Origin of the sequence: Saccharopolyspora endophytica (assembly GCF_018070075.1) — a bacterium.
Taxonomy (GTDB): Bacteria; Actinomycetota; Actinomycetes; order Mycobacteriales; family Pseudonocardiaceae; genus Saccharopolyspora; species Saccharopolyspora endophytica.
In genome coordinates this window covers 140301-161009 of record NZ_JAGPXE010000015.1, presented here as the reverse complement: position 1 = coordinate 161009, position 20709 = coordinate 140301, and the positions used below count along the sequence as shown (strand labels likewise).

The following is a 20709-nucleotide window of genomic DNA, read 5'->3' as shown; positions in this document are numbered from 1 at the left end:
GGCGACGTGTCCAGGCGTCCGCCCCGGGGTCACCCGAACGACGCTCCGATGAGGGGGAGGGCGCGGAGTTCCTCGATGGTGAAGGTCAGGCCGGCCAGGGCGCAGGTGGCGCGCATGGTCACCGCGTAGTCGAACTGGCCGGGCTCCAGGTCCTCGTCCTCGACGACGCCGGCCGCCTCGAACGCCGCGCGCAGCTCCTCGGGGAAGTCGTCGAGGTCGTCCTCGAGGAGGTCGTCGACGTTGATCCAGACGACCTCCTCACCGTCGACGGAGAACGTCATGCTCGCGTCGGCGTTGATGGTGAACACGCTGGTCGCCGCGGTGCGGCCGGACGCCGACAGCGCCTCGGTCGCTTCCTCGAAGGTGTGCCCGGAGTCGTCGTAGACGAACGTCCAGTCGCCGACCTGCCCGGCCAGCAGCGCGGCCGCGGTGCCGGGCTCGATGCCCAGGGCCGCGCCCGGCAGCGAGGTCCAGTCGTCGGGCTTGGAGGCGGGCAGCTCGCACGGCTGGATGAGATGCGGCTTGGCGCCGATGGCCTCCAGCGCGGCCTGGGGGTCGAGGCCCCGGACGACGTGCAGGACGTGGTTCGGATCCGCGGCGGCCAGTTCGGTGATCCACTTCGGATCGCCGTCGTCGTCCAGTGCGTTCGGTGGAAAACCTGGTACGGGCACGGATGTCTCGCTTCCGGTCGCTGATCGTGCGCGGGGGTTCCGCACCCATCACACGTGCGGAGGGGTGGATCCGGATCACTCGGGATGGTGATGATGGGCCGCTTTGACTTGATTAGTTCAAGAAAATGCGGCAGGCTGCAGGGCGTGACGACGACTGCGGACTACGAGCGCATGTTGCGCGAGGCTGCGCTGCGTGTGACGCGACCTCGGGTGGCAGTGCTGTCCGCAGTGCACGAGAACGCGCACGCCGACACCGATTCGATCATCGGACAGGTTCGCCACGACCTGCCCAAGGTGTCCCACCAGGCCGTCTACGACGTCCTGCGCGCGCTCACCGTCGCGGGCCTGGTGCGCCGGATCCAGCCGATGGGTTCCGTGGCCCGCTACGAAGCGCGGGTTGGAGACAACCACCACCACGTCGTGTGCCGGTCGTGCGGCGAGATACACGACGTCGACTGCTCCGTGGGTGCCGCGCCTTGCTTGGAGGCGTCGGACTCCCACGGCTTCGTCATAGACGAGGCAGAGGTCATCTACTGGGGGCTCTGCGCAGCCTGCGCCCCCGAATCCGCTGAAGAACTGCACTGAAATTCGGAAGGATTCCCGTGTCTGACAGCCCTGACACCCAAGAGACGAACCAAACCGGTGGTTGCCCGGTCGCGCACGGGGGCCTGACTCACCCCACCCAGGGTGACGCCAACCGCGACTGGTGGCCGAACCGGCTCAACCTGAAGATCCTGGCCAAGCAGCACCCGAACAAGAACCCGCTGGGCGAGGACTTCGACTACGCCGCCGAGTTCAAGACGCTGGACCTGGCCGCGGTCAAGAAGGACATCCAGGAAGTCCTGACGGACTCCAAGGACTGGTGGCCGGCGGACTTCGGTCACTACGGCCCGCTGATGATCCGCATGGCCTGGCACTCCGCGGGCACCTACCGCATCAGCGACGGCCGCGGTGGCGCCGGCGGCGGTCAGCAGCGGTTCGCCCCGCTGAACTCCTGGCCGGACAACGTCAGCCTGGACAAGGCCCGCCGCCTGCTGTGGCCCGTCAAGCAGAAGTACGGCCGCAAGATCTCCTGGGCGGACCTGATGGTCCTCACCGGCAACGTCGCGCTCGAGTCGATGGGCTTCAAGACCTTCGGCTTCGGCGGCGGCCGCGTCGACGACTGGGAGCCCGAGGACGACGTCTACTGGGGTGCCGAGACCACCTGGCTGGGCAGCGACAAGCGCATCTCGACCGAGTCGGGCGAGCGCGAGCTGGAGCGTCCGCTGGGTGCCACCCACATGGGTCTGATCTACGTCAACCCGGAGGGCCCGGAGGGTCAGCCCGACCCGGTGGCCGCCGCGCGCGACATCCGCGAGACCTTCGGCCGGATGGCGATGAACGACGAGGAGACCCTCGCGCTGATCGCCGGTGGTCACACCTTCGGCAAGACCCACGGTGCCGCCCCCGACTCCAACCTGGAGGCCGAGCCGGAGGGCGCCGGTCTCGAGGCTCAGGGCCTGGGCTGGAAGAACAACTACGGCACCGGCAAGGGCGCCGACACCATCACCAGCGGCATCGAGGTCACCTGGACCTCCACGCCCACCAAGTGGACCACCAACTTCCTGTGGAACCTGCTCAGCTTCGAGTGGGAGGTCTACCAGGGACCGGGCGGTGCCTGGCAGTGGCGTCCGAAGGGCGGCGCGGGCGAGGGCACGGTGCCCGACGCGCACGACCCGTCGAAGCGGATCGCGCCGAACATGCTGACCACCGACATCGCGCTCAAGGTCGACCCGATCTACGGGCCGATCGCGCGCCGCTTCATGGAGAACCCGGACGAGTTCGCGGACGCCTTCGCCCGCGCCTGGTTCAAGCTGACCCACCGCGACATGGGTCCGAAGTCGCTGTACCTCGGCCCGGAGGTCCCGGACGAGGACCTGATCTGGCAGGACCCGTTGCCGGCCAACGACAACGACACCCTGTCCGATGAGGACATCAAGTCGCTCAAGGCCAAGATCCTGGAGACCGGCCTGTCGGTGTCGCAGCTGGTGTCCACCGCGTGGGCCTCGGCTTCGACCTTCCGCGGCAGCGACAAGCGGGGCGGCGCCAACGGTGCGCGCATCCGCCTGGAGCCGCAGCGGAACTGGGAGGTCAACAACCCGGACCAGCTGGCGGGCGTGCTCTCGGCCCTGGAAGGCGTGCAGCAGTCCTTCGGCAAGAAGGTCTCGCTGGCCGACCTGATCGTGCTCGGCGGTTCCGCCGCCGTCGAGAAGGCCGCCGCCGACGCGGGTTCCAGCATCGAGGTGCCCTTCACCCAGGGTCGCGTCGACGCCGGTGAGCAGCACACCGACGCGGACTCCTTCGACGCGCTGGAGCCCATCGCCGACGGTTTCCGCAACTACTCCAGCAAGGCCGCGGAGCTCCCCGCCGAGTACAGCCTCATCGACCGGGCCAACCTGCTCACCCTGAGCGCCCCGGAGATGACGGTCCTCATCGGTGGTCTGCGCGTGCTGGGTGCGAACTACGACGGTTCGAACCACGGCGTGTTCACCGACAAGCCGGGCGTGCTGAGCAACGACTTCTTCGTGAACCTGCTCGACATGGCCTACACGTGGCGGTCCACTTCGGACGACAAGTCCACCTACGAGGCCACCGACGCCTCCGGTGCGGTCGTCTGGACCGGTACTCGCGCCGACCTGGTCTTCGGTTCGAACTCCGAGCTGCGCGTGCTGGCCGAGGTCTACGCCTCGGCCGACGGCAAGGAGAAGTTCGTCGAGGACTTCGTCAAGGCCTGGGTCAAGGTCATGAACCTCGACCGCTACGACCTGGTCTGATCCTCGCGGTTCGAGCATCCGCGGTCGCTCTGCTTCGAGCGCGGGCTGAGTCCCGCGCTCGAAGCAGCGGCTCACGCCGTGGTGAGGCCCCGTCCTGTTCAGGGCGGGGCCTTTCCGCGTCTCGGGACTACTTCTTCTTGCGGGTGACCCAGATGGTGATGGTGGCGCGGACGACGACCTGGTCCTTCTTGTCGTAGACGTTGACCGGGACGTCGATCTCCTGGCCCTCGTCGCCGAACTCCGGGATCGCGTCGAGCTCCGCGACCGCGCGCAGGCTCGTCTCGGCCTTGGCGAGGTACTCGACGTTCATCTTCTTCGGCAGCCAGCGGTGCGAGGTGGGCACGGTGGCCTCGGCGACCATGCCCATCGCGACCTCGGCGAGGTTGCACGCGGCGATGGCGTGGTAGGTGCCGATGTGGTTGTGCACGCCCCACCACTTCGGCGAGGTGACCACGCAGCGGCCGGGCTTCATCTCCTGGACCATCGGCAGGATCGTCCGGAAGTAGGGCGCCTTGAGGGCCACGCTCAGCGAGAACAGTCCGCGGCCGCCGAAGACCCGGGAGGCCTTGTTCCAGAGCGCGAAGGTCGGAGTCTGGGAGCTCATGACCCGAGAGCGTATATTACCCGCCAGTAACCTCCGTGGTCCGGTGCGCCAACTCACTCAGCTCAGGAACCTCCGCGCCAGCTTCGCCGCACCTCGCAGCACGCCCCCGGACTCGCCCGGCGGCGGGGGAGGCGGCAGCGGCCGGTCGCCCGGACGCGGCGCGGTGCCGGCGAACTGCATCGCCCGGTACGGCCAGTTGCGCTCGGTGTTCCACTGGCTGACGACCAGGTGCAGGTCGTCGAGCGTGGACCCGGGGACGATGTAGCCGCCGTAGAGCTGGGCGACGTGACCGGCGCCGTGATCCTCGCAGCCCCACGCGCAACCGTGCAGGACCGTGCCGCGGACCGCCTCGTAGAGGTTCGACGTCGGCTCGTCGATGTTGAGCACGTCCACCCGGTAGTCGCCGGCGTTGAACAGCGCCAGCAGCCAGCGGTTCTCGACCTTGCGCAGGCACAGCTCGCCGTAGGAGCCGGTGAGCGCCACCGTCGGCGGGTTGTGCCACGCCCACTGGCCGTCGCGGAAGCCCCAGCCCTGCCACGCGCCGGGGTCGGTGATCCGCTCGGCGGGCACGCGCTGCAGGATCAGGCCCTTGTCGCGCTGGAAACCGGTGGAGAAGGCGTAGACGAAACCGTCGTCGCCGAGCTCCCAGGTCAGCATCTGGAACAGGCCGCCGTGCGCGTCGCCGGGCCAGGTGGCCCCGGTGTGCTCCCAGGTCTCGCCGTTGTCGGTCGAGCGGTGGATCTCCGTCCAGTGCACGTTGCCGAGCCCCTGGCACACCATCACGTGCAGGAACATCTCCCGGCCGATGGTGATGAGATCGGTGGGCAGCACGGTGCTGACCGGGCGTCCGTGGATGACCGAGTCGTGCTCGTAGGGCAGGGCCTGGTCGGCGTAGTCGCTGCGCGGCCCGTACGAGCCCGTCCAGCGGATGCCGCTCAGCGCGCTGGCGGCGTCGCCGAAGACCACGACCGGCGAGCGCCAGCCCGGTCCGCCGACCCCGGCGCGGTCGAAGGTGTCGCCGAACACCGCCACCAGTCGGCCGTCCGGTGCGACCGCGGTGACCCCCAGGTCCGTGCCGCCGATGCCCAGGTGGTCGGTGATCCCCGGTCCGGTGAGGTCCTTGACCTTGCGCAATCCGTTGCCCTTCGTCGGCTTTCGTCGGTCACCCCGACGGTACGTGCTGCAGCTCGGTGGCCGCGTAGTGGCGGAGCTCGTTGATCATGTGGTGCACGATCGCGGGCGCGTTCTCCCGGTGCAGGCAGGTGAGCACGCGGGAACCGGGGTCGGCGATGGCGTTGCTGAGCCGCACCTTCGGCGACGGGTTCTGGCGCAGCGTCAGCGACGGGATGATCGTCGCGCCCAGCCCGTGCGCCACCAGCCCGAGCAGCGTCGGCGCCGTGCCGGTGCCGATGTCGTAGGAGTCGAGTTCGAGCCCGTGCTCGCGGCACATCCGCTCCAGGTGGCGGCGGGTCGCGGGGCCGAACGACGTGGTGATCCACCGCCGCGCGAGCAGCGTCGCCGGCTCGGCGTCCGACGGCCAGGTGGCGGGCACGACCACGCGGAACGGATCCCGCATCAGGTCCACCTCGACGACGCCGGGAGGGCGTTCCGGTCCGTCGGCGCCGGGGCGTTCGCTGAGGATCAGGTCCAGCTCGCCGGTGGCGAGGGCGTGCAGCCGCTCGGACTCGGAGATCTCGTAGACGTGCGGGTCCAGCGCCGGGTTCGCCGCCGCCATCCGCATGGCCACCGGCGCCCCCAGCTCGCTGATCGCCACCGAGAAACCCCCGATCCGCAACGGGCCCGCCGGTCCCTCGCGGAACTGCTCCATGTCCCGCTCCGCCTCGGACAGCGCCTCGGCGACCCGACCGGCGTGATCGGCGAGCGCGTTGCCCGCCGGGGTGAACCGGATCGTCCTGCCGCCGCCGCGCTGCTCCCGGTCCACCAGGTCGATGCCCAGCTCGTTCTCCAGCTTCGTGAGGTGCTGCGACACCCCGGAGGGGGTCAGGTGCAGCAGCCGGGCGGCGGCCAGCACGCTCCCGGTCCGGCGAACGGTGCGCAGGAGCAGGAGGCGGCGCGGGTCCAGGGGCATTCAGCCAGGCTAACCCAGTGTTCCAGAACAAGTAACTTTCGCTGATGTCGAATCCGGTGAACACTGGGTCCTCGTGAAGCCACAACAGCCCGACCAGGCGTACCGCGCGGCTCGGGACACCGTGCTCATCGCGGCCCGGCAGACCGGCGCGGATGCCCTGGGCGAGGACGTCTACTGGACGCTCGGCTCGCTTCGCCAGCTCCTGACCTCGCTCGACGCCGCGTTGGGCAGCTTCGGTGACGGGCTCGTGGACCGCGCGTGCGCGGGTGAGCTCACCAACGTCGAAGGCCCCTTCGCCGGTGACCCCGTCGAATCCGCCCTCACCGCGAACCAGTGGCTGGACCGCGCCCGGACCCACCTCGCCCAGGCCCGCGACGCCGCCGACAACGCCCACATCGCCATCGCGGGAATGGCCCGGTCCCGCTGAGGCCGAGCGGGTGGGGCCGGACTTCAGTGGAAATCCGGGTCCCGATTTCCACTGAAACCGGCCGTGGACCCGATCCCGGTGAGGCGCGGTCCCAGCGGGTCGTGCCGTGACCGCGGGAGGCCAGGGCACGCGGAAGTTTCGACGCCGCACCCGAACCCACCAGCACGCCCACTGGTGATGCCCCCGCGGGGCGCTGACGACGTCGTGGCCACGAGCGACTCCGCCCCTGCGACCGTTCGCTCAGAGCGTGAGAATTCGAATTTCGCGCGAAATTCGAACGCCAAACTTCCGGCTCGAATTTCGCGCGAAATTCGAATCGGGCCTGTGACGGCGGGGCCAGGGCGTTGAGAGCCTCGCTGAGGTGGGGGATGTGACGGGCATTTCGAGCCCGTCAGGGGGTCTCGGTCAGGCCTGCGTAGAGGTCGGGACGGCGTTCGGCGAGCTGGGTGTTGACCCGCCTGGCGGCGGGGGTGGCTGCGGGGTCGACGCGGGCGAAGAGCAGCTCCTCGCCGCTGCCCGCGCGGGCGAGTTCGGTGCCGTCCGGGGCGATCAGGCACGTCTTGCCGATGTAGCTGAGCTCGTCCTCGCTGCCGCAGCGGTCGACGTAGGCGACGTGCATCTGGTTCTCGTAAGCCCGTGCCGGGACCAGGGTTTCGGCCACGACGTCCTCCGGCGGCAGCAGCGCGGTCGGCACCACCAGGAACTCGGTGCCCGCCAGCGCGTGGGCGCGCGCCGGTTCGGGGAACTCGATGTCGTAGCAGATCAGCAGGCCGATGCGGACGCCGTCGAAGTCGGCCTGCACGACCGGCACGTCACCGGGCCGGAAGTACTTCTGCTCCATCGGTCCGTACAGGTGTGTCTTGCGGTAGGCCGCGAGGAGTTCACCGGTCGTCGAGATCAGGAACGACGTGTTGTGGACGGCGTCGCCGACGCGCTCGGGATTGCCGTAGACGATCCCGATCCCGTGCTCGGCGGCGATGCGTCGGACGCGCCTGCCAACGGGTCCGTCGGCGGGCTCGGCGAGCCGTTCGATGTCGGCGCCGATGTTGTAGCCGGTCACCGACATCTCCGGGCACACCAGCAGCCGGGCGCCTCCGGCTGCGGCGCGGCGCGCGACCTCGTCGAGGCGCGACAGCGCCGCCTGCGGAGTGTGGCGTTCGAGCGGACCCTGGTCCAGTGCGACGGTGAGCATCAATCCGACAGACTAGAGCGCCGCCGTCCGTAAGCGAAGTAGATGAGCAGTCCTGCCAGCATCCAGACGCCGAAGGCCACCCACGTCGCCGCGCCCAGGCTCAGCATCAGGTAGCAGCAGGACAGCACGCCCAGCAGCGGCACCAGCGGCACCAGCGGCGCCCGGAACGAGCGCGGCAGCTCCGGGTTGCGCCGGCGCAGGACCACGACCGCCAGGTTGACCAGCGCGAACGCGAACAGGGTGCCGATGCTGGTGGCGTCGGCGAGCTCACCGAGCGGAACCACGGCCGAGAGCACCGCGATGAAGCCCGACACCAGCAGGGTGTTCGCCCGCGGGACCCCGGTCCGCTCGTCGACCCGGGAGAACAGGGGAGGGACCAGCCCGTCCCGCGACATCGAGAACAGGATCCGGGTCTGCCCGTACAGGACCGTGAGCACCACGCTGGCCACCGCCACGATCGCACCGGCCGACAGCAGGATCGACCCCGTCGTGCCGCCGAGCACCTTGCTCAGCGCCGCCTCGGTGCCCTCGAACAGCGTCCAGTGCATCGCGCCGACCGCGGCCAGCGCGACCAGGCAGTACAGCACCGTGACCAGCACCAGCGACAGCATGATCGCGCGCGGCAGGTCGCGCTGCGGATCGCGGGCCTCCGATCCGGCGGTGGAGGCGGCGTCGAAGCCGATGTAGGAGAAGAACAGCTTCCCGGCCGCCGCGCTCACCCCGCCCATGCCCAGCGGCAGCAGCGGCGAGTAGTTGCCGTCCTGCACGGCGGTGAACGCCAGCGCGCAGAACAGCACCAGCGTCGCCGTCTTGATCAGCACCATCGCGGTGTTGATCCGCGCGCTCTCCCGCGCGCCGCCCAGCAGCGCCACCATCGCCAGGACCACGACGACGGCGGCGGGCACGTTGAGGATCCCGCCGTCGCCCGGCGGGGAGCTCAGCGATTCGGGCAGCGACACACCCGCCACCAGGTGCAGGAGCTCGTTGACGTACTGCCCCCAGCCGACCGCGACGGCCGCCACCGACACGCCGTACTCCAGCATCAGGCACCAGCCGCACACCCAGGCGGCCAGCTCGCCCATCGTCGCGTAGGCGTAGGAGTAGGACGATCCGGCGACCGGGATCATGCCCGCGAGCTCGGCGTAGGACAGCGCCGAGAGCAGCGCGGTGACACCGGCGATGACGAACGCCAGCGCCACGCCCGGTCCGGCCAGCGGCACCGCTTCGCCGAGCACCACGAAGATCCCGGTGCCCAGCGTGGCACCGACGCTGAGCATGGTCAGCTGCCACAGCCCCAGCGAACGCCGCAGCGAGCCGCCCTGACCCTGCCCGCTGTCGGCGACGAGGTCCGCGATGGGTTTGCGCCGCACGAGCTGTGCCCCCACGCCGTTCCTCGGTCCGCGCGACGGCGCGAGAGCGTCCTCCACCACGAATGCCTCCACTGTGGACGCAACGGTGCGCCCGCCTCGATGTGAACTGCCACACCACGCTGGCGGGCAACGTTAGCGAGGCAACCGTGTACAGAGAAGCCGCAATCGTTGCGGAGGGAGCCGCCTGACGTTCGAACGTTGCGGCATCCGGAAATACCGGTGAAAACGCCGTCTCGGTCCCGAGGGGACGGGTTGCGGGGCGTTGGGCCAGGTGGCGGGTAGGGTCGTCGTTTTCGGGAGAGGTGGCGCTGTGGGAGTGCGGTTCGAGGAGCTCGATTGGCGGGAGACGCCGATCGGTGCGATCAGCCTGCGGAGGCGCCGGGACCCGGTGCTCGACGTGGACGTCTTCGAGGTCAAGCTCGACGACGAGTACCTGATGTCGAGCCTGTTCACCGTCGCCGAGGTCGAGCTCGCGCGGCTGGGCCTGGCCAAGTCGTCGGGTTCGGAGCTCGACGTCGTGGTCGGTGGGCTCGGACTGGGCTACACCGCGCGGGCCGCGCTGGAGGACCGGCGCGTGCGGTCGCTGCTGGTCGTGGAAGGGCTCGGCGAGGTCATCGAGTGGCACGAGCAGGGGCTGCTCCCGCTCGCGCCCGAGCTGACCGGTGATCCGCGAAACCGGTTCGTGCACGGGGACTTCTTCGCGCTCGCCGCATCTTCTGACGGCTTCGACGGAGGTCGCCGGTTCGACGCGATCCTGCTCGACATCGACCACTCCCCGCAGAACGTGCTCGACAGCGGGCACGCCGGTTTCTACGCCCCCGACGGCCTGCGCGCGATGGCCGCGCACCTGCGCCCGGGCGGCGTTTTCGCGCTGTGGTCCGACGATCCGCCGGAGGACGGCTTCACCCGCGACCTCGCCGAGGTCTTCGACGACGTCACCGCCCACGTGGTCAGCTTCGACAACCACTACACCGGAGGCACGTCGGCCAACACGGTCTACGTCGGCGTGTCCACCTAGGCGTGGTTCAGAACTTGCTCTGCTCTGCGTGGCGGTGCGGGCTGAGTCCCGCACTCTCTATTGCTCGGCCGCCGCCTTGATGTGGCGGAGGGTTTCCAGCATTCCTGCTTCGAGCTCGTCGGCGTGCTCGGATTCGCCGCCGAGCGCGAAGGTGGCGAACGCGGTGCTGATCTTCGGCAGCGTCCGGGTGAGGACGCGGTGCTGGACCAGGCGGGTTCCGGAGTCGGTCGGTTCGAGCTCGAAGGTCCAGCGGGCACCGCTGGTCGTGGTGTCCCACGCCAGCCGCCGCTGCGGTTCGAAGACCGCAACGACGTTGCGGGTCGGCCACACCACCGCCTTGCGCCGGTTCAGGCCGAGGAACCACTGCCCGCGCCGGAACCCGCCGGGCTTGAGCGGCAGCATCGCCACGAGCTCCGGGCTGGCGTCCGCATGGGTCCTGGTCCGCGTCAGCAGCCGCCAGACGTGCTCCGGGCGGGCGTCGATGAGCACTTCCGCCCGCATGTCCCGATCCGCTGCACCCACGTGGCTCCTCCCTCGCGCCCGGTCGAACGCTAAGCGACACCGTGCGTGCGGACAAGGGTGCGATCACGCACCGGCGGTCAGCGTGGCGTAGGCGATGACGTTGTCGCGGTAGCTGTCGCGCTCCGCGTCGAACGCTCCGCCGCAGGTGATCAACCGCAGCTCCGCGGCATCGCTGTTGCCGTAGACCTCCTGGGCCGGGAACTCGGTCTTGGGCACCTGCGCGACGCGGGTGACGGTGAACCTAGCGGTGCGGCCGTCGCGGCGGGTCACGATCACCTCGTCCTCGGGCTGGATCTCGTGGAGCCGGGCGAAGATCCCGTCCTGGCCGCCGCCGTCGACGTGCCCGAGGATCACCGCCGGGCCGAGCTGCCCCGGCGTCGGCCCGAACCGGTACCACCCCGCCTGCATCGGCGTCTCCACCGGCGGCACCTCGACGGTGTCGTCGGCGTTGAGCCCGAGCGGGATCAGCGTCGAGGTGGCCTCGATGGCGGGGATGCGCAGTGCCACCGGGTCGGAGGCGGGAAGCGCGATGCTCGCCCGCGTGATCGGTGCCGGAGGTGCGGTGGGGCCCTCCACGGCGGCCCCACCGCAGCTGGTGAGCGACCCGATCAGCGCTGCGAGCAGCACCGCGCGGAGTCGGCTCACCGGCTCACCGCAGCGTGGAACCTGGCCGGATCAACGCTCTCCGGGCCACCACCGGTCTCGGGAGCGCCCTTCGGGATCCGGGTCACCTGCCGCGGCTCCGCGCCGCTGCTCCCGGACGGCGCGGTCGCCTCGTCGCCGTCGTCCGCGGCGTCGGGCGGGTAGACGGTGAACGTCCACTTCAGGTGCTGTCCTCGACCGCACCACGCGGTGACCGGGTAGTCGCCCGGCACGGTCTTGGGGTCAATGGTCGCGGGCGCCACGTAGGTGTTGATGCCCGAAGGCGTCTCCACCTGCTCGTAGGCGCCGATGTCGAGCACGGGCGAATGGGCCTCGCGCGGCTCGAACGGGCACCCGACCACGACCCCGATGTCGTCACCGGGCTGCGGCCGGCCGTCGCCGGTGATGTGGATGAACGGCGACGGCGGCGGGTAGCCCGGCTCGGAGGGCTCCGTCGTGGTCGGTTCCGTCGTCGTCGATTCGCCGGGGACCGGTTCGGTCGCGGACGTTTCGGCCAGCGCCACCGGCGCAGCCGCCAGGGCCGCGGTCAGGCCCAGCAGCGCGAGCGTGCTGAAAGTGGGCGTGCGCATGATGTTTCTCCTTCACCCAGCCCCGATCAGGCGGATCGCCTCGGGGTGATGTGGGAGAAACGCCGGTGGCCGGGAAAGGTTGGCCGCGTTACCCAACCGAGATGTCCGGTCACCGCATGAACAGGCCTCCGTTGACGTCCCAGCAGGCGCCGGTGACCGAGTGGGCTCCCGGGGAGGCGAGCAGGGCGACGACGTCGGCGACGAACGCCGGGTCGCCGAGGCGGCCCACCGGGATGGTGCGCTGGAACGCCTCCAGGTTCTGCTCGCCGACGATGTCGCGGACCATCGGGGAGTCCTGGGGGCCGGGGGAGACGGCGTTGACCGTCACGCCCCGGGCGGCGAGCTCGCGGGCGAAGACCTTCGTGGCCGACATGACCGCGCCCTTCGACGACGCGTAGTGGCCGCCCGTGGCCGTGCCGCCGTTCTGCCCGGCCAGCGAGGCCATGTTCACGATCCGCCCGTAGCCCTGCTCGGCCATGTGGGCGCCGAAGATCTGGCAGGCGTTGAAGGTCCCGGTGAAGTTGACGGCCATCACCGCTTCCAGCTCTTCCGGGGTGATCTCGAACAGCGGCGTGGCCCGGGTGCGGGCCGCGTTGTTCACCAGCACCCGCACCGGACCGAAATCGGCGAGCACCGAGTCCAGGAGGCCGGCGAGCGCGGCGCGGTCGGCCACGTCGGCGGAGTACCCGCGCGCGGTCTCACCGCTGGGATCCAGCGCGGCGGCCAGCTCCACCGCTCCGGTGCCGTCGACGTCGGCGATCGCCACGGCCTGCCCCTCCGCGTGCAGGCGTCGGGCGATGGCCTGGCCCAACCCGTTGGCGCCTCCGGTGACCACGGCGGTCATAGCAGGAATCCCGCCGCCGGCACCGCGTCCTCGCTGTTGACCAGCCGGATCACCTTGCGCGCGATGGTGTCCTCGGCGGGCGCGGTGCCCAGCCGGACGGTGTAGTCGACGTCGGCGGCCCACAGGTCGTGGGTGCCGCGCTTGTAGGCCACCAGCACCTGCGCGGCCCGCAACGACACCTGGGAGTCGGAGACCTCGGTGGTCACGAAGCGGGAGACCGTGCGGACGGTGATCGCCGAGTCGACGGCGGCGATCGCGTAGCCCTCGGTCATCCGGTTCACCCGCAGCCGCCGCATCCGCTGGTCGTCGTAGACCATGTTGAGGACGTCGTCGAACTCCTCGGCGTCGCGGTCGATCGGGACGACGTAGACGCCGTCGTCGGCGTAGAGCCCCTGCCAGGTGACGTAGTCCTTGCGGTCGAGCAGGTCCGCCTCCCGCCACACCAGCTCGATCGCGCGCGACACGCGCACGTCGCCGAGCGTCGTCGGGGTCCGCAGCTCAGTCATCGCCCATCACCTGCTTCCACTTCTCGTAGGCGGCGCGCATGCCGGTCTCGTCGGTGACGTGGGAGGTCGGCCAGCCCTCCGGCGAGGGCTTCTCGCGCCCCAGCCCGCGGTTGACCATGATCGGCATCTCCGGGGCGCCCGCGGTGCCGCGCTGCACGCGGTCCCAGCCCTCGGCGTCGTCGGGCGTGCCGAAGCCGAACGGGCCCTGGAAGTGCTCGTGAGCGCGCAGCCGCTCCCGGTTGACCGGGCCGGTGATCTCCGGTGGCCCGTCCGGGCCGATCGCGATGTGCTCGATCTCGGTCTCGCCCACGCTGATCGGGCGCAGCACCCGGAAGAACGAGATCGACATCGACACGTTCGGGAACAGGTTGAGGTTGAACCCGGTTCCGTGCATCGCCCGCACGAGCCGCCGGACCTCGGCCTGCTCGACGCCCGCCGACTCCAGCTGGGAGATGAGACCGGCGAAGCGGTCCTGGAGCTTCTCGGTGCCGTCGTCGGCGTCGAGGTCGGAGTGCTCGGGCACCATCTGCATGACCGAGTGCCCGTTGCCGAGATCGTGCGTGATGGCCGCGGGATCGGTCATGAAGCTCATCATGTTGGCCGTCTCGGCGTCCACCGAGGCCATCCAGGCCCGGTGCACGATCGGGAAGTGGTAGCCGTCGGTGGTGTTCTCCAGCTGGATCTTCCAGTTGCCGCTGAACCGGAACCGGTGCGTGCCCAGCACCTTCACCGGATACCCGCCGCCCTGCTTCATGAACCGGTCGATCCACGTCCGCGCATCGCCCAGGAACTCGGCGAGCGGTTCGGCGTCGTCGGCGAAGGTCGCGAAGACCATCCCGCCGTAGGACTCGGTGCGCAGCCGCTTGAGGCCCATGCCGCTGCGGTCCATCACCCCGTTGTAGCCGTCGGGGTAGGGCAGTCCGCGCAGCGAGCCGTCCAGGCCGTAGGACCAGGCGTGGTAGGGGCAGGTGAAACCGTTGGCGCGACCGGTCTTGCGCTCGCACACGCTCGCGCCCCGGTGGCGGCAGCGGTTGAGCATCGTGCGGAGCTCGCCGTGCCGGTCCCGGGTGACGATGACCGGCTGCCTGCCGACGTGGGTCGACTTGAAGGTGCCCGGCTCGGGCAGTTCGCTGTCGTGGGCGACCCACACCCAGGTCCGCTCGAAGATCCGGGTCATCTCCAGCTCGAAGATCTCCGGGTCGGTGTAGATCCGGCCCGCGACCCGGTCGGGTGCGACGAGGTCGGCGGGCGCGAGGTCGTGGACGTTGCTCGCGGTGATCTCGGAGTGCATCGTCTCACCTCAGTACTCGCGCGGCGTGAGCGCCCGGCCGATCCGGGCCTCGATCTTGGCGTACTTCCACAGCTTCCAGTCCGACTGTCCGACTTGGACGGTCCGGAAGAGGTTGCAGGCGGCCTTGACCGTCTCCTGGGTGTCGACGTCGGCCAGCAGGTAGCAGGTCCACGGCCAGGAGTCGGACGGCCCGACCAGGTGGCTGTCGTCGTCGATGTCGCCGATGAAGTCGACCCCGGGCAGCGCCTTGATGCCGTCCATCATCTCGACGAAGGCCGTCCACACGTCGCCGGCGGTGACCCCGTCGCGCGGGAGGTCGAAGAAGTTCTGGTTGATGCCGATGCAGAACAGCACGCGCAGTGGCGGATGGGCCATGGCAACTCCTGTGTCGTGGCGGGATCAGCGGAATCCGGGAACGGTCGGCGGCCTGCCCAGCAGCACGGCGCCCGCGGCGTCGTACATCGAGGGCATCAGGAACGCGTGCAACGCGGGCACCTGCGAGTCCTGGCGCATGCGCTGCAGCGGGTGGGAGTTGTCGATGGTGGAGGTCCCGGAGAAACCGCACACCTCGTGCACGACCTGCGCCGCCGTCGCGGCCAGGTGGGTGGCCGAGAGCCGGATCATCGCGTTGTGCTCGTCGCCGACCTCGCCGCCGGAGGCCACCGCGTCCCAGACCTCCTCGGCGACCTCGTAGTAGAACGCCCTCGCCGAGCGCATCGCGGCCACGGCCTGGGCGTACCCGGTGCGGTAGTAGGCGCGGTCGGCCAGCGGGGGAGCGCCGGTGACACCGGTGCGGGAACCCGCCCGGGAGGCGAAGTCCAGCGCTGCCTGCGCCACCCCGAGGCCCACCGCGGCGTGCACCTGCGCCTGGTAGCCGATGGTGGGGTAGCGGTAGAGCGGTTCGTCCACGCACGCCCCGCCACCCCGGATGAACGTCCACTCGCGCGGCACCTCGACGTCGTCGACGACCACGTCGAACGAGCCCGAGGCTCGCATCCCCGAGACGTCCCAGTCCTGCACGATCTCGACCTGCTCGGGCCGCAGCATCGCCGCGCGTGGCCGGTTGTCGCCGTCGGCGTCCCCGGGGATGCCGACGCTGAGGACGTCGGCGGCCATGCAGCCGCTGGCGAACCGCCACCGCCCCGTGACCAGGTAGCCGCGCTCGGTCGGGGTGACCGGGTTGACCGGGAACATCGCGCCCCCGTAGACCACGTCGGGCCCGTCGGCGTAGAGCTTCGCCTGGGTGTCCAGCGGCAGGCACGCCAGGTACGTTCCGGCCGAGCCGAAACCGGCGACCCACCCGGTCGACCCGTCCACCGACGCGATGCGCTCGACACCGCGCAGGAACTCCGGCGGCGGCATCGGCTCGCCGCCGAACCTCGCCGGTGTGGAGGCGCGGAACAGGCCGAGCTCCTTGAGCCGCGCGACGAAGTCGGGAGGCACGTAGGACTGCGCGTGGAACTCCTCGCGGCGCTCGGCGAGCTCGGCCAGCACGGCCTCCCACGCCGCGTCGCCGGCGAATCCCTGGGGCATGGCACGCTCCTGTCGTCCGGTTGCGATCCGACGCTATGCAGCGGCCACGAGGTGCGACATCGGGATTGCCCAGCTGCCGGGTAGGGGAATCCTTCAGCCGCGGTGGCGGGAAGACCTATCCGCGCACCGGGCCACCGGGATCTAGCCTGGCCCAATGGTGGTCGACTCGCAGGCGCCCGAACTGGTGGATTCCGACTTCGTCGCGATGATGCGCGCCTCCCATCTGTGCGTGCTGATCCACGACGCGGCGACCAAGAACATCCTGTGGGCCAACCCGGCGGCCTGCGCGCTGCTGGAGTGGAGCGTCACCGAGCTGCGCCCGCTGAAGGCCAACCACATGAGCAGCTCCGCCCAGCAGTACGACCGGGTGATCGGCCGGGCGTGGCTGCACGAGGCGGTCGAGAACGGCATGAGCCGCATCGAGTGGCACTACCGATCCAGGTCGGGCCGGGTCATCCCCACCGAGGCGATCGCGGTGCGGGTCGAACTGGCCCAGGGACCAGCGGTGATGGTGCAGTTCCGGGATGTCGAGCGGGAGCAGCGCGTGGAGCGCGAGCTGCGCCAGACCACCTCCTACGTCGACGCGCTGGCGCGGCACACCTCGACGGTCGCGTTCATGCTCGACTCGGCCGGCGCGATCCGCTTCGCCACCGACACCGCCTTGGCGCACCTCGGCCTGTCGGGTGACGCCGATCCACCCGTCGGACTGCTGCTGGAGTCCCACGCCCGGCTGCGCCGCGACGGCACCGAGGTCAGCTGGCAGCAGGCCGCCGCCGCGGCCGACCCCGTCGAGCCGGTGCGGCTGGAGATCCCGGGCGCCGAGCCGGTGACGCTGGAAGGCAGCCTGGAGCGGCTGCGCGACGTCGACGCCTTCCTGATGATCCTCCACGACGTCTCCACCCGGGTCCGCGGCGAGGAGCGGCGCGAGCTGGAGCTGCGCCACGAGAACTACCTGGCCCGCTACAACGCGATGGGCGACATGGCGATGGCCATCGCCCACGAGCTCGGCCAGCCGCTGGCCGCGGCCGCGAACTTCATCGCCGGGGTGCACGCCCGCGCGCAGGTGCTGGAGACCTCCGGGCAGGTTCCGGAGGGCACGACCGGGCAACTCGCCTACGGGCTGGACAGCGCGAACCGCCAGATCGACCGGGTCTCGGCGATCGTCAGCGCGCTGCGGTCGTTCGTCGGCCACCTCGAGCACGTCGAGCAGGTCGCCGACCTCAACGCGGTGATCGACGAGTGCCTGTACTTCGTGCGGCTGCGCGCCGCGGCCGCCGGCGTGGAGGTCGACGTGCGGTTGAGCGATCAGCCGGTGCTGGTGCGCTGCGAGCGGGTGCTGACCGGGCAGGTGGTGCTCAACCTGTGCTTCAACGCCATCGACGAGATCGTCGAGGGCGACGCCGAGCAGCGTCGGGTCGAGCTGGTCACCGAAAGCCGGGACGAAGGCGGCACCGTCACCGTCGCCGACCGAGGCCGGGGTGTGCGCAAGGACGTGTTCGCCGAGTCGTTCACCAGCAAGGAGCACGGCAGCGGCATCGGGCTCGCGCTCAGCTACCGCATCATCAACCGCCAGCACGGCTCCATCTGGTGCCGGCCGCGAGACGGCGGCGGCTCGGTGTTCGGCTTCTCCCTGCCCTCGGCGCAGGAGTCCGCTGCCGATGCGGGTTCTAGGGGAAAGCTTCAGGACGCGCCGGGGAATCCTCGATATCCGAAAGGCGGTCGGCGGCCGTAGTTTCGAGGGGAACCAGCGGGGAGGAGGCACCGTGGCGGATCTGACGCCCGCCCAGCGGGAGTTCCGCGCGGCGATGGCGAACCTCTCGGCCGGGGTCAACATCGTCACCACCGACGGCCCGCGCGGACGCGCCGGCATCACCGTCAGCGCGGCCTGCTCGGTCACCGACGAACCGCCGACGATGCTGGTGTGCGTGCACCGGGCGAGCCGCGCCCACGACGTGCTGGCGGGCAACGAGCGGGTCTGCGTCAACGTCCTCGGCTCCGGCCAGCAGGACCTGGCGCTGCGGTTCGCGGGCGCGACCGGGCTGCCGATGCACGAGCGGTTCGCCGGGGTGGTCTGCGACTTCGCGGAGGTGCCCGTGCTGCGCGACGCCGCCGCGTCGGTCATCGGGCGCCTCGGGCAGGTGCGGGCGCAGGGGTCGCACTCGGTGATGTTCGTCGAGGTCGAGCGGGTGATCACGCGCTCCGGCAGCGGCGCTCTGGTGTACTTCCAGCGGGAGTTCCACAGCCTCGCGGGAGCACATCGTGGATGACCGGAACATGACGCTGACCTGCTACAACGACACCCACGGCTACGGCTGGCGGCACGTCGACCTGTTCGTGCACGACGCCTCCGGCCGCGAGGTCGAGTGGGTGCACTGGCTGGTCCACGCCGACGGCCCGGAGGCCGCCGACGCCGCCACCGCCGAGGTCGAGCCCCTGCTGCGCCGCACCTCGCCGTGGCGGCACGGCGTCAGCGCCTCCGGCATGGACTACTGGGTCGCCGACGCCGAGTGGGAGCGACCGTGACGATGTGGAACCCGTGGTCGCTGCGGGAGCTGGTCACCGACCTGGCCGCCGGGCGCACCACCCCCGCCGAGGCGCTGGAGCGCAGCCGCGGCAGGATCGCCGACACCGATCCCGTCCTGCGCGCGTGGGTCGAGCACGTGGCCGAACCCGCTCTCGCGGACGGCCCGCTGCGCGGAGTTCCGCTGGCGGTCAAGGACATCATCGACCTCGCGGGTGCGCCGACCCGCTGCGGCTCGGCGCTGCGCGCCGACGCCCCACCCGCGACCGCCGACGCCGCGATCGTGCGGGCGTGGCGGGCCGCCGGGGCCACACCGATCGGCAAGACCGTGACCACCGAGTTCGCGTTCTTCTCCCCGGGTCCCACCCGCAACCCGGCCGCGCCCGAGCGCACCCCGGGCGGGTCGTCCAGCGGATCGGCCGCAGCCGTGGCGTCCGGGCAGGTCCCGCTCGCGCTCGGTTCGCAGACCGCGGGCTCGGTCACCCGGCCCGCCGCGTTCTGCGGCGTCGCCTCGCTGGTGCTGGGCCACGGCAGGTTCCCGACCGACGGCGTCGTGGGCCTGGCGCCGAGCCTGGACTCGCACGGCGTGTTCACCGCCTCGGCGGACGACCTCGCCCTGGCCTGGTCGGCGCTCACCGGCACCCCGGAACCGCCCCCGAACCGCGCACCTCGCCTGCTGCGCTGGAACGCCTCCGCGCTGGGCGTCGACGACGCGATGAGCGCGGCGCTGGAGAAGACCTGCGCGAACCTCACCGACCGGGGCGCGGTGGTCACCGCCTTCCCGGAGGAGCAGCTCATCGCCGAACTCACCGAAGCGCACCCGGTGGTCATGGCCTACGAAGCGGCGCGGGAACGCGCCGACGAACTCGCCGCGGCCGACCGGCTCAGCGACCCCCTCGCCACCCTGCTGCGCACCGGAGCGGCCATCACCGACGCCGAGCACGACGCGGCCCGGCGAGTCGTCGTCGAGGCCGACCGGCGCCTGGCGCGGCTCACCGAGTCCTGCGACGCCGTCATCGGCCCCGCAGCCCCGGGGCCGGCTCCGCGCGGGCTCGACGCGACCGGAAATCCGGTGATGAGCCGCGCCTGGCAGGCGCTCGGCCTCCCGACGGCCGCGATCCCCGGTCTGCGCGACGAGAGCGGAGTGCCCTTGGGAATCCAGCTCATCGGCCATCGCGACGGCGAAACCGCCTTGCTGGCAACGGCCCGGGGAGTCGAAGAGGCCTAAACCTCCACCCCGTGCTGGAGCAGGTCCCGGACGAGGGTGCCCAGGCTCTCGGATTCGGTCTTTGCCTTGATGCGGGCCCGGTGCACGTCAACCGTTTTCACGCTCGTGCCCAGGTCGCGGGCGATGAGCTGGCTGGACCGCCCGTCCACGACCAGCCGCAGCACCTCCCGCTCGCGCGGCGTCAGCGACGCGACCCGCTCGCGCACGCGCAGCCGCTCGGTGTGGGCGGTGAAGCACTGCTCGGCCTCGCGCAGCTGGTCCTGGACGACGTCGAGCATGCGCTGCGGCTCGTAGGGCTTCTCCAGGAAGTCCACCGCACCCAGGCGCATCGCCCGCACCGACATCGGGATGTCGCCGTGCGCGGAGCAGAAGATCACCGGTGCCGGGTACTCCCGTTCGGAGAGCTCCTCCTGCAGTTGGAAGCCGCTCAGGCCCGGCATCCGGACGTCCACGATCACCACACCGGGCTCGCCGGGGTCGAACTCGGCGAGGAATCCGGCGGCGTCCGGATAGGTCAGGGCCTGAACGCCGACGGTCTGCAGCAGGAACACCAGCGACCGCCGGTGCGCCTCGTCGTCATCGACGATGTGCACCACCGGCGCGGAAAGCGTCGTCATCGTCCCTCCAGGCGAACCAGGGGAAGTCCAAGACTAGGCAGCAACGCCCCGGGGCGGATAGGTCCGTTGGCGTTAGGCGGAGCCGCATTCTCTTCCACCACCTGAGCAGCTGGCACCGCCGCGGGTTCTTCAGCGCCTTCGTGGCGAGTACGCGGTACGCCGCGTATTGACACACTCAAGGAGCGGCGCACGGAGACCACGAAGGCGCTCAGGTTCCGCCACCCGCGCCGC

Annotated in this window: 23 protein-coding genes; 8 read left to right on the top strand and 15 right to left on the bottom strand. The window is 70.7% G+C overall.

All coding sequences use genetic code 11. The annotated features are described in order from the left end of the window. Nucleotides 1-29: 29 nt before the first annotated feature. Complete coding sequence (locus KBO27_RS28510; RefSeq protein WP_210972941.1) at nucleotides 30-671, bottom strand: DUF6461 domain-containing protein; 642 nt, start codon at nucleotides 669-671, stop codon at nucleotides 30-32. A gap of 171 nt (nucleotides 672-842) precedes the next feature. On the opposite strand from KBO27_RS28510, the gene KBO27_RS28505 reads away from it, so the two are divergent. After that, complete coding sequence (locus KBO27_RS28505) at nucleotides 843-1256, top strand: Fur family transcriptional regulator (RefSeq protein ID WP_132672899.1); 414 nt, start codon at nucleotides 843-845, stop codon at nucleotides 1254-1256. A gap of 17 nt (nucleotides 1257-1273) precedes the next feature. Next, nucleotides 1274-3484: a catalase/peroxidase HPI gene (gene katG / locus KBO27_RS28500; protein ID WP_210972940.1), complete on the top strand. Its 2211-nt coding sequence runs from the start codon at nucleotides 1274-1276 to the stop codon at nucleotides 3482-3484. A 127-nt stretch (nucleotides 3485-3611) separates the two neighbouring features. Here katG and KBO27_RS28495 read toward each other — a convergent pair whose 3' ends face one another. Genes KBO27_RS28495 through KBO27_RS28485 form a run of 3 tightly spaced genes read right to left on the bottom strand, consistent with a single transcriptional unit; the run spans nucleotide 3612 to nucleotide 6177 of the window. Further along, nucleotides 3612-4088, bottom strand: coding sequence for a hotdog fold domain-containing protein (locus tag KBO27_RS28495; protein ID WP_210972939.1), 477 nt, complete (start codon nucleotides 4086-4088; stop codon nucleotides 3612-3614). Nucleotides 4089-4145: 57 nt separating this feature from the next. Beyond that, on the bottom strand, nucleotides 4146-5222 hold the full coding sequence (locus KBO27_RS28490) for a glycoside hydrolase family 183 protein (RefSeq protein WP_132672857.1): 1077 nt from the start codon (nucleotides 5220-5222) through the stop codon (nucleotides 4146-4148). Nucleotides 5223-5250: 28 nt separating this feature from the next. Further along, on the bottom strand, nucleotides 5251-6177 hold the full coding sequence (locus KBO27_RS28485; protein ID WP_210972938.1) for a LysR family transcriptional regulator: 927 nt from the start codon (nucleotides 6175-6177) through the stop codon (nucleotides 5251-5253). A 73-nt stretch (nucleotides 6178-6250) separates the two neighbouring features. Between KBO27_RS28485 and KBO27_RS28480 the strand changes: the two genes are divergently transcribed. Further along, nucleotides 6251-6604 carry a hypothetical protein gene (locus KBO27_RS28480; RefSeq protein ID WP_210972937.1) on the top strand — a complete coding sequence of 118 codons (354 nt, stop codon included), beginning with the start codon at nucleotides 6251-6253 and terminating at the stop codon, nucleotides 6602-6604. A 391-nt stretch (nucleotides 6605-6995) separates the two neighbouring features. On the opposite strand, the gene KBO27_RS28475 is transcribed toward KBO27_RS28480, so the two are convergent. Both KBO27_RS28475 and KBO27_RS28470 read right to left on the bottom strand, forming a co-directional pair. Further along, complete coding sequence (locus KBO27_RS28475; protein WP_210972936.1) at nucleotides 6996-7796, bottom strand: carbon-nitrogen hydrolase family protein; 801 nt, start codon at nucleotides 7794-7796, stop codon at nucleotides 6996-6998. Further along, nucleotides 7796-9181 carry an amino acid permease gene (locus tag KBO27_RS28470; protein ID WP_210972935.1) on the bottom strand — a complete coding sequence of 462 codons (1386 nt, stop codon included), beginning with the start codon at nucleotides 9179-9181 and terminating at the stop codon, nucleotides 7796-7798. The genes KBO27_RS28475 and KBO27_RS28470 overlap by 1 nt, the downstream gene beginning before the upstream one ends. A gap of 295 nt (nucleotides 9182-9476) precedes the next feature. On the opposite strand from KBO27_RS28470, the gene KBO27_RS28465 reads away from it, so the two are divergent. Beyond that, entirely contained in the window at nucleotides 9477-10184 is a 708-nt protein-coding gene (locus KBO27_RS28465; RefSeq protein WP_210972934.1) for a polyamine aminopropyltransferase, read from the top strand. Nucleotides 10185-10241: 57 nt separating this feature from the next. Here KBO27_RS28465 and KBO27_RS28460 read toward each other — a convergent pair whose 3' ends face one another. From KBO27_RS28460 to KBO27_RS28425, 8 genes are all read right to left on the bottom strand, one after another. Continuing rightward, nucleotides 10242-10706, bottom strand: a complete 465-nt coding sequence (locus tag KBO27_RS28460) for an SRPBCC family protein (RefSeq protein WP_210972933.1) — start codon at nucleotides 10704-10706, stop codon at nucleotides 10242-10244. Between the two features lie 63 nt (nucleotides 10707-10769). Then, nucleotides 10770-11351, bottom strand: coding sequence for a class F sortase (locus tag KBO27_RS28455; RefSeq protein ID WP_210972932.1), 582 nt, complete (start codon nucleotides 11349-11351; stop codon nucleotides 10770-10772). Continuing rightward, on the bottom strand, nucleotides 11348-11938 hold the full coding sequence (locus tag KBO27_RS28450) for a hypothetical protein (protein WP_210972931.1): 591 nt from the start codon (nucleotides 11936-11938) through the stop codon (nucleotides 11348-11350). Before KBO27_RS28450 ends, KBO27_RS28455 begins: the two co-directional genes overlap by 4 nt. A 109-nt stretch (nucleotides 11939-12047) precedes the next feature. Continuing rightward, entirely contained in the window at nucleotides 12048-12782 is a 735-nt protein-coding gene (locus KBO27_RS28445; RefSeq protein WP_210972930.1) for an SDR family NAD(P)-dependent oxidoreductase, read from the bottom strand. After that, a complete protein-coding gene (locus KBO27_RS28440; protein WP_210972929.1) occupies nucleotides 12779-13288 on the bottom strand; it encodes an aromatic-ring-hydroxylating dioxygenase subunit beta in 510 nt (169 codons plus the stop codon). Before KBO27_RS28440 ends, KBO27_RS28445 begins: the two co-directional genes overlap by 4 nt. Continuing rightward, entirely contained in the window at nucleotides 13281-14579 is a 1299-nt protein-coding gene (locus tag KBO27_RS28435; protein WP_210972928.1) for an aromatic ring-hydroxylating oxygenase subunit alpha, read from the bottom strand. Before KBO27_RS28435 ends, KBO27_RS28440 begins: the two co-directional genes overlap by 8 nt. Before the next feature lie 9 nt (nucleotides 14580-14588). Continuing rightward, a complete protein-coding gene (locus KBO27_RS28430) occupies nucleotides 14589-14954 on the bottom strand; it encodes a hypothetical protein (RefSeq protein WP_210972927.1) in 366 nt (121 codons plus the stop codon). A 24-nt stretch (nucleotides 14955-14978) separates the two neighbouring features. Further along, complete coding sequence (locus KBO27_RS28425; protein ID WP_210972926.1) at nucleotides 14979-16112, bottom strand: acyl-CoA dehydrogenase family protein; 1134 nt, start codon at nucleotides 16110-16112, stop codon at nucleotides 14979-14981. A gap of 154 nt (nucleotides 16113-16266) precedes the next feature. On the opposite strand from KBO27_RS28425, the gene KBO27_RS28420 reads away from it, so the two are divergent. Genes KBO27_RS28420 through KBO27_RS28405 form a run of 4 tightly spaced genes read left to right on the top strand, consistent with a single transcriptional unit; the run spans nucleotide 16267 to nucleotide 19861 of the window. Further along, complete coding sequence (locus KBO27_RS28420) at nucleotides 16267-17844, top strand: PAS domain-containing sensor histidine kinase (protein WP_210972925.1); 1578 nt, start codon at nucleotides 16267-16269, stop codon at nucleotides 17842-17844. Nucleotides 17845-17875: 31 nt separating this feature from the next. Then, entirely contained in the window at nucleotides 17876-18379 is a 504-nt protein-coding gene (locus KBO27_RS28415; protein ID WP_210972924.1) for a flavin reductase, read from the top strand. Beyond that, entirely contained in the window at nucleotides 18372-18635 is a 264-nt protein-coding gene (locus tag KBO27_RS28410) for a hypothetical protein (protein ID WP_307870673.1), read from the top strand. Before KBO27_RS28415 ends, KBO27_RS28410 begins: the two co-directional genes overlap by 8 nt. A 2-nt stretch (nucleotides 18636-18637) precedes the next feature. Beyond that, nucleotides 18638-19861 carry an amidase gene (locus KBO27_RS28405; RefSeq protein WP_210972988.1) on the top strand — a complete coding sequence of 408 codons (1224 nt, stop codon included), beginning with the start codon at nucleotides 18638-18640 and terminating at the stop codon, nucleotides 19859-19861. Here KBO27_RS28405 and KBO27_RS28400 read toward each other — a convergent pair. Then, on the bottom strand, nucleotides 19858-20478 hold the full coding sequence (locus KBO27_RS28400; RefSeq protein WP_210972923.1) for a response regulator transcription factor: 621 nt from the start codon (nucleotides 20476-20478) through the stop codon (nucleotides 19858-19860). The genes KBO27_RS28405 and KBO27_RS28400 overlap by 4 nt on opposite strands. Between the last annotated feature and the right edge of the window lie 231 nt (nucleotides 20479-20709).

Coding starts and splice junctions, on each gene's coding strand:
- KBO27_RS28450 (WP_210972931.1), bottom strand. CDS start 11,938: ATGCGCACGCCCACTTTCAGCACGCTCGCGCTGCTGGGCCTGACCGCG.
- KBO27_RS28475 (WP_210972936.1), bottom strand. CDS start 7,796: ATGCTCACCGTCGCACTGGACCAGGGTCCGCTCGAACGCCACACTCCG.
- KBO27_RS28425 (WP_210972926.1), bottom strand. CDS start 16,112: ATGCCCCAGGGATTCGCCGGCGACGCGGCGTGGGAGGCCGTGCTGGCC.
- KBO27_RS28495 (WP_210972939.1), bottom strand. CDS start 4,088: ATGAGCTCCCAGACTCCGACCTTCGCGCTCTGGAACAAGGCCTCCCGG.
- KBO27_RS28505 (WP_132672899.1), top strand. CDS start 843: ATGTTGCGCGAGGCTGCGCTGCGTGTGACGCGACCTCGGGTGGCAGTG.
- KBO27_RS28485 (WP_210972938.1), bottom strand. CDS start 6,177: ATGCCCCTGGACCCGCGCCGCCTCCTGCTCCTGCGCACCGTTCGCCGG.
- KBO27_RS28440 (WP_210972929.1), bottom strand. CDS start 13,288: ATGACTGAGCTGCGGACCCCGACGACGCTCGGCGACGTGCGCGTGTCG.
- KBO27_RS28405 (WP_210972988.1), top strand. CDS start 18,638: ATGTGGAACCCGTGGTCGCTGCGGGAGCTGGTCACCGACCTGGCCGCC.
- KBO27_RS28430 (WP_210972927.1), bottom strand. CDS start 14,954: ATGGCCCATCCGCCACTGCGCGTGCTGTTCTGCATCGGCATCAACCAG.
- KBO27_RS28420 (WP_210972925.1), top strand. CDS start 16,267: ATGGTGGTCGACTCGCAGGCGCCCGAACTGGTGGATTCCGACTTCGTC.
- KBO27_RS28445 (WP_210972930.1), bottom strand. CDS start 12,782: ATGACCGCCGTGGTCACCGGAGGCGCCAACGGGTTGGGCCAGGCCATC.
- KBO27_RS28435 (WP_210972928.1), bottom strand. CDS start 14,579: ATGCACTCCGAGATCACCGCGAGCAACGTCCACGACCTCGCGCCCGCC.
- KBO27_RS28400 (WP_210972923.1), bottom strand. CDS start 20,478: ATGACGACGCTTTCCGCGCCGGTGGTGCACATCGTCGATGACGACGAG.